The 16,604-nt window shown below is 43.9% G+C and carries 16 protein-coding genes and 1 pseudogene; 1 reads left to right on the forward strand and 16 read right to left on the reverse strand.

Going from position 1 to position 16,604, the window contains the following annotated elements:
- Nucleotides 1–360: 360 nt before the first annotated feature.
- Genes G4D54_11455 through G4D54_11465 form a run of 3 tightly spaced genes read right to left on the reverse strand, consistent with a single transcriptional unit; the run spans nt 361 to nt 3,546 of the window.
- Nucleotides 361–1,296, reverse strand: a complete 936-nt coding sequence (locus G4D54_11455) for a hypothetical protein (GenBank protein ID QJA03019.1) — start codon at nt 1,294–1,296, stop codon at nt 361–363.
- A complete protein-coding gene (gene thrS, locus G4D54_11460; GenBank protein ID QJA03020.1) occupies nt 1,296–3,029 on the reverse strand; it encodes a threonine--tRNA ligase in 1,734 nt (577 codons plus the stop codon). The genes G4D54_11455 and thrS overlap by 1 nt, the downstream gene beginning before the upstream one ends.
- Nucleotides 3,022–3,546, reverse strand: a complete 525-nt coding sequence (locus tag G4D54_11465) for a GNAT family N-acetyltransferase (GenBank protein QJA03021.1) — start codon at nt 3,544–3,546, stop codon at nt 3,022–3,024. The genes thrS and G4D54_11465 overlap by 8 nt, the downstream gene beginning before the upstream one ends.
- A gap of 453 nt (nt 3,547–3,999) precedes the next feature.
- On the opposite strand from G4D54_11465, the gene G4D54_11470 reads away from it, so the two are divergent.
- Nucleotides 4,000–4,626 carry a recombinase family protein gene (locus G4D54_11470; protein ID QJA03022.1) on the forward strand — a complete coding sequence of 209 codons (627 nt, stop codon included), beginning with the start codon at nt 4,000–4,002 and terminating at the stop codon, nt 4,624–4,626.
- Nucleotides 4,627–4,699: 73 nt separating this feature from the next.
- Here G4D54_11470 and G4D54_11475 read toward each other — a convergent pair whose 3' ends face one another.
- From G4D54_11475 to G4D54_11535, 13 genes and pseudogenes are all read right to left on the reverse strand, one after another.
- On the reverse strand, nt 4,700–6,604 hold the full coding sequence (locus G4D54_11475; protein QJA03023.1) for a DUF2207 domain-containing protein: 1,905 nt from the start codon (nt 6,602–6,604) through the stop codon (nt 4,700–4,702).
- Nucleotides 6,605–6,769: 165 nt separating this feature from the next.
- Entirely contained in the window at nt 6,770–7,321 is a 552-nt protein-coding gene (locus G4D54_11480) for a LemA family protein (protein ID QJA03024.1), read from the reverse strand.
- Between the two features lie 143 nt (nt 7,322–7,464).
- On the reverse strand, nt 7,465–8,697 hold the full coding sequence (locus G4D54_11485) for an aminopeptidase (protein QJA03025.1): 1,233 nt from the start codon (nt 8,695–8,697) through the stop codon (nt 7,465–7,467).
- 4 nt (nt 8,698–8,701) lie between these two features.
- A complete protein-coding gene (locus tag G4D54_11490) occupies nt 8,702–9,607 on the reverse strand; it encodes an ROK family protein (GenBank protein QJA03026.1) in 906 nt (301 codons plus the stop codon).
- A 76-nt stretch (nt 9,608–9,683) separates the two neighbouring features.
- On the reverse strand, nt 9,684–10,004 hold the full coding sequence (locus tag G4D54_11495) for a hypothetical protein (protein ID QJA03027.1): 321 nt from the start codon (nt 10,002–10,004) through the stop codon (nt 9,684–9,686).
- Between the two features lie 9 nt (nt 10,005–10,013).
- Entirely contained in the window at nt 10,014–10,412 is a 399-nt protein-coding gene (locus G4D54_11500) for a pesticidal protein (protein QJA03028.1), read from the reverse strand.
- Between the two features lie 242 nt (nt 10,413–10,654).
- Nucleotides 10,655–11,347 carry a hypothetical protein gene (locus tag G4D54_11505; protein ID QJA03029.1) on the reverse strand — a complete coding sequence of 231 codons (693 nt, stop codon included), beginning with the start codon at nt 11,345–11,347 and terminating at the stop codon, nt 10,655–10,657.
- Nucleotides 11,348–12,130, reverse strand: a complete 783-nt coding sequence (locus tag G4D54_11510; protein ID QJA03030.1) for a hypothetical protein — start codon at nt 12,128–12,130, stop codon at nt 11,348–11,350.
- Entirely contained in the window at nt 12,117–13,142 is a 1,026-nt protein-coding gene (locus G4D54_11515; GenBank protein ID QJA03031.1) for a type II/IV secretion system ATPase subunit, read from the reverse strand. The genes G4D54_11510 and G4D54_11515 overlap by 14 nt, the downstream gene beginning before the upstream one ends.
- A gap of 1 nt (nt 13,143) precedes the next feature.
- Complete coding sequence (locus tag G4D54_11520; protein ID QJA03032.1) at nt 13,144–13,299, reverse strand: hypothetical protein; 156 nt, start codon at nt 13,297–13,299, stop codon at nt 13,144–13,146.
- 88 nt (nt 13,300–13,387) lie between these two features.
- Nucleotides 13,388–13,765 carry a hypothetical protein gene (locus G4D54_11525; protein ID QJA03033.1) on the reverse strand — a complete coding sequence of 126 codons (378 nt, stop codon included), beginning with the start codon at nt 13,763–13,765 and terminating at the stop codon, nt 13,388–13,390.
- Between the two features lie 2 nt (nt 13,766–13,767).
- Nucleotides 13,768–15,273, reverse strand: a pseudogene (locus G4D54_11530) (DUF5011 domain-containing protein).
- A gap of 129 nt (nt 15,274–15,402) precedes the next feature.
- A complete protein-coding gene (locus tag G4D54_11535; protein QJA03034.1) occupies nt 15,403–16,467 on the reverse strand; it encodes a DUF5011 domain-containing protein in 1,065 nt (354 codons plus the stop codon).
- Nucleotides 16,468–16,604 lie beyond the last annotated feature (137 nt).

Here is a 16,604-nt window from a genome sequence, read left to right on the forward strand (position 1 = left end):
AATACCTCCTTGTCTTTTAGCACTCGCAGTTCTCAACTGCTAACACATACTATTATACTCAAAATTAGCACTTTGGCAAGAGGATTGCTAAAAAAAGATGAGAAAATTTTTATTGCGAATTCCGGAGGCTTAGTTTTCTTAGATTTCAGGTAACATCTGTATGGCCCCTGTAAGGGCTGGTTACGCAGTATTCTATGCAGAAGCGCTGCAGCATATGCAAAAAGAACCCGTTGCTCAGAACGGATCCCTTTTATTTGATTTATCTTCAATTCTTTGCTCTTTATAAGTTACAGCACTCAATCACGCATAGCATGTGGTGTCGGATGTTGTCTTACGGAATGAAGGAAGCAATCAAACAAATTATTTTGTATAGGCAGAGTCCTTTAATGTGATGGCAAACTGCTTCAGAAACAATGCAATATCCTTTTGCACATCTGTTGCCTTTTCAAACCGGATATTCTGACGCTTCCATGTTTTCTGTGCAATCTGAACACTTGGAATTCCCAGCTTTTCCACTGTCGCGGTTTCAACAGCCCCGGCAATTGAGGTGTCACCCGCCTTTTTCACAAATGCCTCCGCTTCCTTTCTGTAAGCGGCAACCTTCTCCTCGCTGCCCTTCTTAATAAACAATGCAGCCTGCGGATATCCGCTTTGCTCCATGTTATTTGCTGCCTTATATTCCTTCTGCAGATCCTTCAAAACCTTGAGTTCAATTCCTTTTTCCTTCGCCTTTGCAATGGTTGCAGTAGCAGCAGGCTCTGCCAGAAGACCAACAGTAGCCTTTTTACTCAGCAGCTGTGCCTGCACTTCATTTGCAGAATTGAAATAACGGATTTCAGGAGTAAACGACGATATATCCATACTGCTTTCCAATACCTTCTGCGGAACCGCCTTTTCACCGAAGGCCGCAAACATTCCCTCTTTCTGTAAATCTGCTTCATCACTTCCGATAATATACAGATTGCCCCATGTGACGACAGAGTCCAGAAGATACGCACTCTTATCCTTGGAAAGCAGCGCTGCTCCCAGGTTGATCGGAGCTATGATCGCATCATACTCACCATCCTTTTTCGCAAGCTGTGCACGCAATACATCCGTTCCGTCAACGGTATCGATGGTTACGTTCTGATTACCGTAAAGCCCAAGCACGGACAGAGACGGTGCTCCCATAGGCGCCAGAATTTTGATAGGCTCCTCTTTTTTAGATTTCTTTTCTTCCTGCTTGCTGCTCTGGGTGCTACAGGCTGTCATCGAAACAGCCAGTATTGCTGCAAGCGCCCCCTTAAGCAGCTTCATTACAGTTTTTTCTCCTTCACTGCATTCTCCATCATAGCAATGAAGTCATCCAGTGACATCGTTATAGATTCCCTGCTTTGTGCACGGCGCAGTGTAACACTTCGGTTTTCAATTTCACCGTCACCGATTACAAGCTGGTACGGAATTTTGGAAAGCTGTGCTTCACGAATACGGTATCCCAGTTTTTCGTTTCTTGCATCCAGCTTACTGCGGAAGCCAAGTGCACATAATTTCTCATGTACCTCATTTGCATATCCCAGATGCTTCTCATGATGAACCGGAACCACACTGACCTGCTGCGGTGCCAGCCATACTGGGAAATGTCCTGCGAAATGCTCAATCAGGATACCGATAAAGCGTTCAATGGAACCGAAGATTACGCGATGAAGCATGACCGGACGTACCTTGGAGCCGTCTTTTTCAACATAAGTCAAATCAAATCGCTCCGGCAGATTCATGTCCAGCTGAATGGTACCGCACTGCCATTCTCTTCCCAGAGAATCCTTGATATGGAAATCCAGCTTCGGACCATAGAATGCTCCATCTCCCGGATTCACCTTATAATCCTTTCCTGCATGAACGCAGGCATCTGCCAATGCTTTTTCACTCTGCTCCCAAATCGCCAGATCTCCAATGTATTTCTTTTCCGGACGTGTAGAAAGCTCGATGCGATAGCTCAGTCCGAACACCGAATATACACGGTCGATAAACTGAATCAGCTGCATAACTTCGCTTTCAATCTGATCGGGACGCATAAAGATATGTGCATCATCCTGTGTAAATGTACGGACGCGAAACAATCCGTTTAATGCGCCGCTTGCCTCATGACGGTGCACCTGTCCGAGCTCTCCCATTCGCAATGGGAGATCCTTATAGGAATGCAGCCCGTTCTTAAACACCAGCAAAGAACCCGGGCAATTCATCGGTTTGATTGCGAATTCACGATCATCAACCATGGTCGTATACATGTTCTCTTTATAATTTTCCCAGTGACCACTCACTTCCCACAGCTCTTTGCTCATCATGATTGGTGTTTTGATAAACTGATAGTTTTCCTTTGTGTGCTCTTCATACCAGAAGTTTTCCAGCAGATTGCGGATAATCATTCCGTTTGGCAGGAAAAATGGCATACCTGGAGCGAATTCGCTCATCATGAACAATCCAAGCTCTCTTCCCAGCTTTTTGTGATCACGCTTTTTCGCTTCCTCCAGCAGATGCAGATGCTCCTCAAGCTCCTCAGCTGTCGGGAAACAGATACCGTAGATTCTCTGCAGCATCTTATTGCTGGCATCTCCCTTCCAGTAGGCACCGGAATGCTTCAGCAGCTTGAAATTTTTCAACTGCTTAACTGTATCGACATGTGGTCCCCGACACAGGTCAATGAACTCCCCCTGCTGATAACAGGTGATTGTACCATCCTCCAGATCACTGATCAGATCAATTTTGTAGGGGTCATCTTGGAACATTTCCAAAGCCTCTTCCTTGGAAATCTCCTTTCGTACGATACGCTTGCCGTCCTTGGCAATCTTTTTCATTTCCTTTTCGATTTTCGCAAGATCCTCTTCCTTAATTACTTCATCACCCAGGTCAATATCATAATAGAAGCCCTCACTGATGACCGGCCCTACCCAGAATTTTGCCTGTGGATACAAACGCTTTACCGCCTGTGCCATCATATGTGCACAGGAATGATTCAGCCTGCTTAATTCCTCATGCTCTTTAATATCAATCATATTCATTTCCTCCTATCCAGAATATATCGTAGCATTCATTTGTTTCCGGTATGCGATAGCTTCGTTCCCAGCATCCACCAGCGTGCAGAATCGTTTTTTTCGATGCGATATTATCATCGCGACAACTGACCATAACCGCTTGCAGTCCATATTCCCTTTTTGCAAGTACAACTGCCTGCTTCAGCATCTCTTTGGCGATTCCCTGCCTGCGATATGCCGGAAGCACGCGGTATCCGATGTGCCCGATAAACTTTCTCAGATATGCATTGAGCTCATGCCGCAATACAAGCGTGGCAACGACTTCACCATGCTGCCTGACAACATACAGACTGCTGGAAACAACACCCTCTGGCAGATTTGCACCGATATGCCAATCTGTCTGTGCCTTCAGAAAAGCAGACATATCCGCATACTGAAGGCGAAACGGCAAAACATCTGTTTCCTCTGCATCCTTACAGGCATCCTCATAACGCTGCAGGGCTTCAGCGTCAGAAACTTGTGCCAGTACAAGCTGCATATCATCATCTCCTTCAACAAAAAAAGACTGCATCCAAAGGACGTTCAGTCTTACACGCGGTACCACCTTTGTTCATATGATTCCTCATATGCACTCAAACCCGTAACGCAGGCATGCGGCTTTCCCTTTCGGGTGCTACTCCAAGGTAGTAAGATCAGCATTCCTTCAAAGGACTTTCACCTGCCGTCCTTCTCTCTGCATCAGAATAATGATCCCATGTCCTTTTCCTCGTATTTAACTCCTGTCTATTTTATACACCATTCCAGACGATATGTCAAATACTTCTCCCATAAAAACAAATTCACAATAGTATTCAGAATTTGTAAACATACTTTCAAAATATTCCGTATTTTACAGCTTTTATGTATTGCGCTTACAAATTGGTAAATTTTAACAGTTTAATTTCCACTGAAGTCTAGTATAATTTTCACGAGCATGGAAAGGAGTATGTACATGAGAAAAACTTATGGTTATGTCCGAGTTTCCAGTCAGGACCAAAATGAAGCTAGACAATATCTGGAATTATTGGACATGGGAATTGACAAAAAGTATATTTACATGGATAAACTGAGTGGTAAAGATTTCAATCGGCCTGCGTATCATAAGCTTGTCTATAAGAAACTGAAACAGGGGGATCTGCTTGTCGTAAAAAGTATCGATCGTCTTGGCAGAAACTACAATGAGATTCTGCAGGAATGGAAATACATAACCAAGGACAAAAAAGTGGATATCAAAATTCTGGATATGCCGCTTCTTGACACTGATCAGAAAAAAGATCTGATTGGCACTCTGATTGGGGATATCGTATTGCAGCTGCTCAGCTTTGTTGCGGAAAATGAGCGTGTGAATATCCATCAGCGACAGGCTGAGGGAATCCGTGCAGCGAAAATGCGTGGTGTGCGGTTCGGCCGGCCAAAAATCGCATTACCGGAGGACTTCGAGGAGATTGTGTATTTATGGCAGCAGGGGGAGCTGCAAAGCAAGGAGGCAATCGCTATTTCCGGTTTGAAATATTCAACCTTTTATAAGAAGGTCAAGGAGCTGGAGGACGGTAAGCTGAATTCTGAGACATCAAGATAGCAGCTTTGCGTAACAAGGAAAAGGGAAAAGAAAACAAGTCCGTGAAACGCAAGGACTTGTTTTTTTGATAGGCTTACCAGCTTCCGCCGCCTCCGCCGCCAAAGCCTCCACCGGAGAAACCGCCTCCAGAGAAGCCTCCACCGCCAAAACCGCCAAAGCTACCTCCGCCGCTGCCGCCTTTTGGTGCCGGAACGTATGTAGCTGCAGCTGAAATATCATGAAAGCAGTAATGGAAATGATTCCACCACAGCATAGTGGTAAAAACACCTGTGGAATCATAGCCCTGATACCAGTTTGGTGCTGCCACCGCAATTGTTTCGAATTTTTTAACCCAAACATCACTTACACCAAGAACATACGCGTAAGGAAGAATGGAGAAAAATGCATAGGGATCATCCTTTGCAAGAAGCTCCAGACGGTCCTTCTCACAGGTTAGGATAAAATCCTTCAGACCGAGAATCTGTCCCAGCCAGCGCGTGCCCTGCTCACTGCGCTTGTCCATGAATATCATGATCAGAATCAGTAAAATGGTAATGACGGCATGAAGCAGTACCGCCCACATACTTCCGCCTACCAGCAACTGCAAAACAGCATTCACGGCAATCAGAATTCCATTCAGAAAGACCATAAGGCACATAACCAGCACAAAAGTCGGCTTCTTCATTACATAACGCTTACGCATGATAATAATCCATGGGATACAGGATGCCATCAGTAGCACGGATGGAATAACATAGGGAATTGCGAATAAATTCATTTCGTACTTGGCCTTTGCACTGAAGAAGGATAACAGCAAGCCCGGAAGGCCAATCAATAGGATCATAATCACTTGAAGTACCACAGAGGTATTCGTAAATATGCGTTTCTTGGGATCTTTGTTAAAATAATTCCGCAGCATGCTTTTGGCACTGGCAAGCCCTCTACGCACTTCTTCATTCTTCATTCCCTCTTCCCTGACGATGGTTTCATAAAGAAATATAGAATCAAAAAATGCACGTTCATAGGCATGACTGTTCTCTTTCGTCATATCCTTTAGCTTCTCCAGCTGAAATCCGTCCTTTTCATCATATATTTTTATGAAGCCGCGATTTGCCCAGTCGATGATCAGAGACAGAATATCCTTATTTTCTACGGTATTATCGATCACATAACCCACACCGGCACTGTCCAGACCATCCGGTGCTTTAAATTCAACCGTCGCGATGATCTCATCATCCCGTCCGTATTTCCAGAACAGCGAAAGAGCCGCCAACAGCAGTATGCCGGACGCTATACTCACCGGTATGGAATAATCCTTCGGTTTTGGATAAATAAAATATCCGTTTGGCAGATTAACCTTTATGGTTGCACTTTCATTGGACAAAAGAAGCCTGCCGGTTTCTCCCTTGATATGCAGCTGATCCACCTCATGTGTGAGGTTCGTTGTCGTTTCCCCGAAAGCCCCGCTGTAGGTAAACACCGCATTTTCATCAAAAGCCTTCGGCATTTTTATGTCATAGGACAAATGACGAATCTGAGTATCAAAGCCGGATGCAAGATTCCAATACAATGCCTGCGCATGGTTACTCAAATCCAGATCCTTCGTCTTTACATGATAAGAAATCTCATACTTCTGTTCCCCGTATACCGTCTTATCCGGATCACCGAGCTTAACAACCACCGCATCAGCGTTGCCCTCAAGAGAGCAGGTTCGGTTACAGGTTACTTCACTGACCGGAAAATAATAGCTCTTCTTTTCCAGCTTTCCATCCACAGACCACTCCATATCATAGGAGGTTGGGATATTACGAAAAAATCCATGCTTTGCTTCTGTAAAATTCAGCACATAGGTTTCTGTAATGTCAATACCACCATCCTCATGTACCTCCATAGACACATGCAGATCATCAATAATGAAAGCCTCCTGCGCATCCACCGGTATAAGCGTTGCCGCAAACAGCAAACAGCAGACCGCAATCCATCGTTTAATTTTTTTCATTGTTGTTTCCCTCATAAGAACATGTTGTTGCATGTTTTTCCAAGCGCGCCTTTATGCCGCTTTTCAGCTCACAGTTGTGCATCTGCCTTCAGCTGTTGCACATACTATGCAGCCGGATACCGCCTTATTTTTCAAAGGATAAAAAGGAATAGCTGTGCTATCCCTTTAAAACTGTACCTTTACGTTTTCACGCTGGGCAGCATCCTCGATTTCATACAGCGGCTTCTTCGTCTTATGGAACATGCCGGCAAGCAGATTGCTTGGGAACATTTCCACAAGATTGTTGAATTTCACACATACTGCATTATAGTATTTACGTGAATTTGCAATTTCAGATTCGATATTTTGCAGCTCGTTCTGCAGCTGTGTAAAATGCTGATCCGCCTTTAGGTTCGGATACTGCTCACTGATGGCATACAAAGGCCCCAGCATAGACTGAAAATTCTTCTCGGATTTGATTTTTTCATCCAATGACTGCGCATTTACAGCAAGATTTCGCGCACTGATAACCCTTTCCAGTGTCTCTGATTCATGCTTTGTATAGCCCTTGATGGTTTCCACCAAATTCGGAATCAAATCATAGCGCTTTTTCAGGTATACATCCATCGTAGAAAACGCCTCTTCCACTTTATTCTGCAGCTTTACAAATTTATTATAGGTTGAAATAACCCATAGCAGAATGAGCACGACTACAACAGCAATAATAATCATTATCATAGATATTCCCTCCTTTTATTAGCTAGATTATACCATAGAAGACATAGCTTCACCAGAAATTCTTTTCTCACGGCGTATTTCCATAAAAGCTCCTCTTCCTCGCTATACAAAACACAGATAGAAAAAAGACCGGAAACCCCGGTCTAGAATACAAAATTTCCCTGTTCAAAGACGGCTACCTCGCACCCGTCTTCACAAACTCCGGTTATTTTCATGTCCGGACTGCCAAACATGAAATCCACGTGGGTCATGGAATGATTGGCCCCTGCTTCCTTTAGCTGATCCTCACTCATATCGACACCACCTGCAACATTCATCGGATACGCATCTCCCAAAGCTAGGTGACAGGAGGCATTTTCATCAAACAGCGTATTCAGAAACAGAATACCGCTCTTACTGATTGGAGATTCGTAAGGCACCAGAGCAACCTCACCTAGATAACAGCTTCCCTCATCGAAATGAACGAGCGAGGACAGTGTGTCATATCCCTTCTCGGCGCCAAAATCAATAACCTTTCCATCCTGAAAGAGAAACCAGAAATCCTCAATCAGCGTTCCGTTATAATCCAGCGGCTTTGTGGCAAACACCTTGCCATTTACCCCGGTTTTCTTCGGCATCGTAAAAATTTCCTCCGTTGGCATGTTTGGATTAAACTCTACACCGGCTACTGTTTTTTCACTTCCTCCGGCCCACAGGTGATTTTTAACAAGCTCTACCCATAAATCCGTACCCCCTGCATTTTCAAAATGCAGCTTCTGGAAGCGATGCGTATTTAAGATCTGCTCCCTGCGTGCAAAATTTTCCTGCAGATCGATCCATTCCTGAATTGGATCATTCTCTGCCTCAACATGTACAGCACTGAGGATTCGATCCCACAGTTCCTCTACAGCAGCCTCTTCGCCCTCGAATTCAGGGAAAACCAGATTCGCCCATTCCCTATTCGGAGCCGCGACGATGCACCACTGTGTTTTATTCATCATGGTATATGACTGCAGTTCTTTTCCCGCCTTCGCCATGGCCAGACGTGCCTTGCTGATTTTTTCAGCATCCGCATCCTTTAAAATGCCGGGAATATCACTGATGATATGCAGAATGCAGGCTCCTTCTTTCATATAATCCAGTTTGCAGTCGATCTGCCAGGGCCGTACTGTACACAGGGTTTCCTCGTCCTGATACTGATAATGCTGCTTGGAAACGTAATCATCCTTATAGAAAACGAGTACCTCCTTTGCCCCTGCCTGATATGCTTCTTCCACACAGGCGCGTGTCATCTCCAGCGCTTCCACGGAGGTATTGATAATCAGCGTCTGTCCCTTTTGCAGGTTAACACCCTTGCGCACCGCAAGCTTTGCATATTTCTGTAAACGTGCATCCATTTTCCTACTCCTTTACGTATGCCATCGGCAGCATAGCTGCACCAATAATCCCCGGTTCATCCAGCTCAGCCTCCATAAACACCACAGTCTGCATTCCCTTATGAATCATATTACGGAAATAATTCTCCATCTTATCGAAGAATACATCCTTGCCCTTCATAACACCGCCACCAACGACAAAGACCTCCGGATCCACAACGTGCGCAATCTGGGAAAACATCACTGCCAGATCATACGCCACCGCATCACAGATTTCCAATGCCTTGGCATTTCCCTTGCGCGCCAGATCAAACACATCACCGGCATGCTGAACAGCATCTTCACCAAACGCCGCTTTTCCCTTACGGGTAATCGCCGTACCGCTTGCTTCATTTTCTACGGCTCCGACATTCAGATAATTCACCTTCTCACGGTTTCTGTCAATAATCAGATTGGCAATTTCCCCGGCATGTCCGTTTCTTCCGGCGATCACCTTCTGATTGACAACCAGAGCACCGCCAATGCCCGTGGAGATCGTAACATAGTAAACGATATCTTTTCCTTTTCCAGCCCCCTGCAGTGCCTCTCCCATACCGGCAACATTCACATCATTATCCAGGAATGTCGGTACGTGGAAATGCTCTTCAATTCTGGAGGCGATTGGATACCCCTCAAATCCCGGCAGATTGGTAGCCAGAATCATCTTGCCGTTTTTCGTGTCTACAGGACCCGGCACACCCATGCCAATACCGGCAACTGCTTCATATCCTTCAATACGTTCGATCATGGATATGATTTTACTAACTACCTGCTCCACACCTTTGCCGATTTCAGTAGGTTCCTTTACAATTTGCAGGATGGCACCTGTTTCATCAACTTTTGCCACTCTGACGTTTGTACCGCCCAAATCAACACCAATATACGTTTTCATAAAAAAGCTCCTCCTTTAAGACTTGTCTATATTGTATCATATCTGAAGGAGCTTTTCCTTAAATATAACAAATTTCTCAGCGTGCACTGCTCTCCTTCACATATGTTTTTTCGTAATGAAAAAACGGCATGCGGACACTGCCGGAGGTTATGATCTGATAAATTCGCAAATCATCCTTCACCCCCCTGTTTTCAATACGGACATCGTAATTTGCCGCATGTGTCAGCTGATCGATAACTGCAGGCGAAAAATCACTGCTTTCCAGTTCATGAACAACTCCGTAATGAAAATCATTGAGCTTGGCAATCTGCATCTGCGCTGACATCACGTTGATAAACAAAACACAAACAAAGGTTAGAAATATCATTGATAATGCACTTGTGATACTAATTTTCATAATACCTCCTTAATCCACCAACACCTGAATGTGCTTCACACTCTTCATTCCCAGGGAATTACGGACGACACATCGAACCGTATACACTCCCTTTTTCATCGGGTTTACCTGCCCGTAAAATTCCAGCTTTTCACTGATATCACCATCCATATGGTCAATCGCCCTCACATGATCCCTGATCTGATAGCTGCTGCCCTGCGGTATGCGCTGATTCTGTGCAAGTATCTGTGGAAAGGAATGCTCCAGCAGCATCTGATTGATGTGCAGCTGCGTATTCTCCATCTGTTTACTTTCCTGTTCCATATAGGTCTTTGCACTCAGGCTCCATCCCCCGAATGCGGAAAAAACGACCGTAATGATCAGAATCGTAACCCAGACGGGTACGCTGATTCTGACTGCATTTTCCATTAGAACAGCCTCTCCAGCAGTCTGCTGATGACATCCGTGTACATTGCAAGAGACAGCATTGCCATAACAGAAAAAGCACAAATCAGTTCTACCATCAGTTCCACACTTTCTTTTACTGTCGTATCCATACTAAACTCCCAGCAGCGGCATGGACGTAAACAGATAATAGAATACCGTAAGCATGGCACTTGCACAAAGCAGCATCACTACGACCTCAACAGCCGTTTCTGTCGCATGTTCCATCAGCTCATGATCAGCTGGGATAAAATCAAAGATACAAAAAACATATACATACAGGGAACACTCATCATGATCATTGTCAGCGTATCGGCTGTAAAGAGCTCGCTGCGATAACGTCGCTCGCGCTTATCCCTTTCAATCCTCGAAAGGGCTTTTGTAAGTGCTGCTATCTCATATTTCAATTTATCCTTCGAAAGACTGCGATATTCATACAGCTTCATCATGATATCCCGAAATCCATCGATTTCATACATGGATAGAAAATTTAGATAAGCGTCTTTATCGGAATGATCCAGCGTAATCTGCTGTATGAAGCACTCCAGATCCGGTTTGAGAATTTCCGGTGCAGAAGCATAGGAGAGTGAGATTGCATTATAAATATTGTTTTCTCCAATCAATGCATATAACGTGTTAACCCAAAGAATGATGGCATCACTGATCTGTCTGCAGCGCTGATTGTGTCGAAGCCTGAGCCACAGCCAGGGCAGCTTATAGCCGCCATAGGTAAAGCCTACGGCACAAACTATGCAGACAGGAAGCGAAGAGCGTTTTATAACCGTCAGCAGCACCCCTATCGGTCCCATAAAAAGCATGAAAGCAAAGCGTATGAGCGAATAACGCCATTCCTCTTTATGTTCAAGCAGATAGCCGTATCGCGTCGTATCATGTGTCATCCATTGCATAACCTGATTCATTTATTCATCCCTCCTCAGCCATTTCTTATTCACCAGCGACATATAAACCACCAGAAACAAAAGCATCAGTATCTCAAGCTCAAGAAATGTAAAAAGCTGATACTGCGCATTTTCAATAATGCCTGCCTGCACCTGCGCATCCTGATAGGCAAGTACGGAGTATACACTGATGGCAAAGGAAAGTACCGTCATGAGGAAAAACATATATTTGGCAGATTTTTTCTTTTTCTGAAACATAAGCATGCTGTTTTTCCAGCCATCGTAATCAATCAAATCCAAATTGTAATAGACAGAATCCCCACCCTGCTTCTCTCCGGTTATGAGCAGTGAGTGCAGTCGCTTCAAATAGGTATTTTCGTAGGACTCCTCTATGTAGCCAAGTGCTTTGGCATACTCTCCGCTGTCTTCGATTTCCATAACTGCACGATGAATGCACACGGACATTTGCGAATCATCCGCAAACAGATTGCAGGTTTCCTTCAGCGCTGTATTTAACTTTCCGTATACCTTGAAATACATGCGCATTCCTTCAAAGTAATGACAGTATTCCTCAAAGCGTTTTTTCTCACTTTGATAGATAAAATAAGAGGAGATCACTGCCGGTAGCAGCAGCATTAACGTTGCGATTACCACACATGTATACAGCAGCTGCAGCCTTTGCATATAACAGATTGCCCCCACACATAAACAGGCACCGCCGATGGTAAGCAAAAGATCCCTTTTGGAATAAGCACAGCCATAGGTTTCTATCAGCGGCTTCTTTGTAAAGCTATAGGTTTTCAATACCTTCCCTCCAATCCAGCTGAATATTCTGATTTGCAAAATACTTTTTAAAATACTCCGGCATCGCATATCGAATTGCCTGTTCCTCTCTTTGTTCATAGAGAAGACATTTCTGCGGTACTCTGTCTGCATCATTCCAAAACAGAGCAATCTGTCCGATATAACGGCGCAGCCTTCCGTTTCGCATGACTCTGCAGGGGGTGATGCATACCTGAATATAGTCGTGTATGGTAGAAAGCAGATGATGATCATTCTTGTTTGAAGAAAGCTGTATCATGCGCTGCGGCATTAACAGAGCATCCTTTACATGCAGCGTTGCCGTTACTCTTGCCGAACTGCTAAGCACCAGAAAAAGATCATCCACAGCCTCATCACGAACCTCCTGAAAGCAGACATAATCTGCATTGTCACGCAGAATACACGAGGTTGCCGCAGTATATGACATGATATCATTTATGATATACTGTCGGATATTGCGCTGCGGATACAATTCGAGCATGCGCATTTCATCAATGTCACTAAGCAGAACGATACTCGCCTGATCATCACACATACTCAGCATTGTTTTCATCAGCTGTGTTTTTCCGGTTCCTACCTCACCTCCGAAAATCACGCTCATCCTTGCAATTACACAGGCCCGCAGAAAATCAAATATCGCAGAGCTGCAGTATTTCGTTTTTTTCGCCGTCTTTGGCGTAATCACGAGCTCTATCGGATTTTTCCTTATGCTCAATGTAAAACCGGATGTGGAGAAGGAACGATGTGTCGCATGTATGCGCAAGCCATCTATCTCACCATCCAGCTTCGGATGCTCATAATTAAACTGGTCATTGATTGCGCCGGAATTGCAGAGTCTATTCAACAGCTGCTCCAGATAGCCAGGCTCCAAAAGTGCTGCTCTGCTTTTTCCTTTGTGCACATGTGTTGTATAAACTGTTTTTCCGTTACTGTCAATGTCCGTAATCATAGCATCATTTACAAATGGCTGCAGAATTCCAAAATCAAATGCCATATTAGCTGCCTGCTCCGGTCGAATTGAATAGGTTATTTGTCTGCTCTACGGTTTTATCAGAAACACTTTTTGAGTATTCCTTGCTTGTAGCGATAAAGATACTTCCAACAACGAGTGCCAGTACAACAAGAACAGCTATTTTAGGTGCATTTTCCATTTTCATTTATCCTTTCCGTGGGGTTGCCACAAAAAAAGCACATTACTATGTGCACGCTTTTTGACAGGAAGACATAACCTGCATATGATCAGGGGAGATCATATGCTTCAATAATCATAGTTTTTCGCAGCCTGCGCTGATCTCTGACTCCATTCATATGAACAAAGTCTGCGGTCAGCTCTACATCCAGTAATCCATACCTGCTGATATCCATAATTCGCAGGGTGTAATCCGTATCCGAATTGATATTGGATGCAAATTCACGCAAAAGCTCAGCCTCCATGCCGGATTCATCCACTGCATACATTTTATGGATTCCTACCGCCTTTAGCGAGTTTCGCATACTGATTTCTGCGGCATCCTCCATCTCACTTTTTCTCTGTGATATGGAATTGATATCCATCACAAGCAGAATAGAGACAGAAAAGCAAATCAACAAAATACTATATTTGATAACGGATTTCATACTCACCTCCTAAGATATGAAAATTCTTCCAGAAATGCCTTGTTCTCCTGCGTTGAATACCCGTGCGCTGCATTGAACCTGCGGATTTTCGCAATATCCTCTGCCGTGAGATGCCAGGTGCACTCTGCCTGCGCTGAGGTTTTCTGCAGGGACTGTGTCAGCCTTTGAAATTGTGTTGTCGCTCTCCAATAGCTGTCCGGATGCAGTGTCTGAATATGGCTGGCGGATATTGAGCGAATATATTTTCTGGAGCGATCCTCTTGTGCACGTTTATCCAGAACGATAACCTTGATATTTTTTTCGGAACGATTTCCTGCGCTGTCTTTTACTTCATAGGTTAACTCATAGGTTCCCTGCTTTTTCAGATTCGTCGTATCTTTGAGAACTGTCAGCCGTGCGCTGATATCACCATCCTCCTTATCCTGTGCCTTCGCCCGTTCCAGGCGTATCCGCTGCCATTCCTGCACCGTATACAAGTCCTCAAAGATATGGATATCCTGTGCAGTGATTACCGGTTCCTCATCCCAATAGGCATACAGCGTCATAGAGTTCTTTATAGGCTGCCGGAAGTCGTACCTCACACCTGCAGCCGTATACCAGCCCATAAATTTATTATTCTTTTTTACTGGATCAGCTGGCGTACCTGCTTTATCTCCATAAGTGATGGTCTGAGATGCAACAAAAGAGCCTCCATTGGAATCAAAGGTAACAGTGAAGGTCCGTATTTTGTAGGAGGCAGTAATGGTTCTGTTTCCCGTAACATTGGTATAATCGCCCTTCCATCCCTGAAAAATATATCCTTCTCTGGTCGGCGAGGACGGCGGAGATGCATTTCCGCCATGTGAAACCGCTTGTGTTTTCAACACACGCCCATCCCAATCCAAAAAATTCACAGTATAGGTGTTGGTAGCATATTGGGCTGTTATCACCAAATCCTCACGGACATTTTGAAAGGGCTTGTCCCATCCGGTAAACGTCTTATCTGTTTTATTGGATACCTTCGGAGCTGTTGCGCTCTTATACCTCTCCACTGTTTGTGTCTTCAATACCGTACCGTCATCATCAAGAAATTTGACCGAATAGGATGGCAGAGGAATATTGATGGATTTGGTCACATTCACAACGGTTAATGCTCCGTCCTTAATATCACGAAGCTCAACGACATGTGTTCCTGATTTTATGGTTACTGTTTTTTCTCCGCACAGCTGTGTTTTGTTTGCTATATGCTTATCAATCCAGCTGGAAAAGGTTGCAACCTTTTTATTATCGAGGAAAACACCGACAGGTACTTTTTGATAAATATAGGAACCAGCACTTCCCTTATGTGTTATGTAATATCGAAACCGGTATTTCATTGTCATAGCATCATCGTCAAAGCCAACTAATTCATGAGTTATTGTTTCAAAAAAACTCCCATTATTCCATGATCCGATTTTTGTAAAACCTACAACCTTTTCCTTATTACTCAAAGGCTTAAATGCCTGTGTGGTTAATGCTCCTGCACTTACATAAACCGGCTCTATCATAGGGAATATTACAAATATAAAAAGAAATAACAGTACTGAAAAACGGAATGATTTCTTCATTTCTTGTTCCCTCCTTTCAAATTAAAAAAGCTAGAATTCTAGCTTTTTTAATTATTTAAAGAAATCTACAGTCCAAGGTGTTGTTCCATCACCAGCATTAGCATAGTTACCATCAAATGGTTGTCCTATTTCCATATAATATCCATACCACGGACTGCCTTCTAACTTTACCTGTTCATTCGCCCATGCATATGCCTCATCAAATGTTGCAAAAACACGTCCACTGTTGCCTAATAAATTAGATGGAAAATTATCAACTGTCATAACAGGAAGTTTTTCCTCCGGCGGATACACAGGCTCCTTCTCCGCAGCATTACCGCTTGTTGCTTGCGATGAATCCGGCTTTGGATTCGCATCCTTCGGTTTATCACTGCTCTGGTTACCTGATGTAGAAGATGATGCCTGGCTCTGTTCAGGCTGCTGCACTTTTGTTTCTGTATCTGTTTTATCTGCACCCTTACTTTCTGAAGCCTTTTCACTCTTTTTGTTATCCTTCTTTTTCTCTTTCTTTTTTGTATCCTTTTTTGCTGCTTTTCCCGTATCGATGGAAACCTCTGCGGAAGCATGCTCCTGCTTTAACCCTGATTTCTCCTTACCATCGCTTGTAAACTGCACAAGCAGACTGTTTTTCTCTGACAGATTGCCGCTGCTATCCTTAACCTGCACATCGAAAACGACTTCTTTATCAGACTCTGGAATCCACTTGAGTCCAGCGAACGATTGAAACTTCTTATCATAGTTATCCGTGATAACGGCATTATCGCGAATGGCATCATTCACTTTATCAAGATTTGAACCCAGCTTGAAAATCAAACGCTTCTTTTTCCATTTCAGAATCGGCCTTTCTTTGTCAACAACCTTCACCTTCAGCTTATAATCCTCATTTCCGTAAGCAATGGTGATTGAATAAGTTCCCAGCTTTTGAATATCCAGATTCCCGCTTTTTACCGTCACCTTATCTGTCTTGTCAACGGAATCAAAAAAGCAGGACGCAGACAAATCCAGTTCCTTATGCACAGGTATTTCAATCTCCCCGCTTTTTAATACCGGCGTGGATGAACAGCCCATAAGCAACAGTGTCGTCAGCAAGCCTGCTGAAAAAAAACTCTTCTTCATATCTTCTTCCTCCATTTCATTCCCACGTAATCATTATACTATAGATTTCATGAGACGCAATACCGCTTTTATTCTTACAACCTCCTTTCAAAAAAAAGAAACACGACAGGCTCATGTTTCCTTCAATTCTTTACATT

It is taken from the genome of [Clostridium] innocuum (assembly GCA_012317185.1).
Lineage (GTDB): Bacteria > Bacillota_I > Bacilli_A > Erysipelotrichales > Erysipelotrichaceae > Clostridium_AQ > Clostridium_AQ innocuum.

Bases quoted from the DNA above. Each gene is read 5' to 3' on its own strand.
- G4D54_11470 (QJA03022.1), top strand. From the start codon at position 4,000: ATGAGAAAAACTTATGGTTATGTCCGAGTTTCCAGTCAGGACCAAAAT.
- G4D54_11465 (QJA03021.1), bottom strand. From the start codon at position 3,546: ATGCAGCTTGTACTGGCACAAGTTTCTGACGCTGAAGCCCTGCAGCGT.
- G4D54_11480 (QJA03024.1), bottom strand. From the start codon at position 7,321: ATGATAATGATTATTATTGCTGTTGTAGTCGTGCTCATTCTGCTATGG.
- G4D54_11525 (QJA03033.1), bottom strand. From the start codon at position 13,765: ATGAAATCCGTTATCAAATATAGTATTTTGTTGATTTGCTTTTCTGTC.
- G4D54_11500 (QJA03028.1), bottom strand. From the start codon at position 10,412: ATGGAAAATGCAGTCAGAATCAGCGTACCCGTCTGGGTTACGATTCTG.
- thrS (QJA03020.1), bottom strand. From the start codon at position 3,029: ATGATTGATATTAAAGAGCATGAGGAATTAAGCAGGCTGAATCATTCC.
- G4D54_11495 (QJA03027.1), bottom strand. From the start codon at position 10,004: ATGAAAATTAGTATCACAAGTGCATTATCAATGATATTTCTAACCTTT.
- G4D54_11515 (QJA03031.1), bottom strand. From the start codon at position 13,142: ATGGCATTTGATTTTGGAATTCTGCAGCCATTTGTAAATGATGCTATG.
- G4D54_11485 (QJA03025.1), bottom strand. From the start codon at position 8,697: ATGGATGCACGTTTACAGAAATATGCAAAGCTTGCGGTGCGCAAGGGT.
- G4D54_11490 (QJA03026.1), bottom strand. From the start codon at position 9,607: ATGAAAACGTATATTGGTGTTGATTTGGGCGGTACAAACGTCAGAGTG.
- G4D54_11455 (QJA03019.1), bottom strand. From the start codon at position 1,296: ATGAAGCTGCTTAAGGGGGCGCTTGCAGCAATACTGGCTGTTTCGATG.
- G4D54_11535 (QJA03034.1), bottom strand. From the start codon at position 16,467: ATGAAGAAGAGTTTTTTTTCAGCAGGCTTGCTGACGACACTGTTGCTT.
- G4D54_11475 (QJA03023.1), bottom strand. From the start codon at position 6,604: ATGAAAAAAATTAAACGATGGATTGCGGTCTGCTGTTTGCTGTTTGCG.
- G4D54_11505 (QJA03029.1), bottom strand. From the start codon at position 11,347: ATGAATCAGGTTATGCAATGGATGACACATGATACGACGCGATACGGC.
- G4D54_11520 (QJA03032.1), bottom strand. From the start codon at position 13,299: ATGGAAAATGCACCTAAAATAGCTGTTCTTGTTGTACTGGCACTCGTT.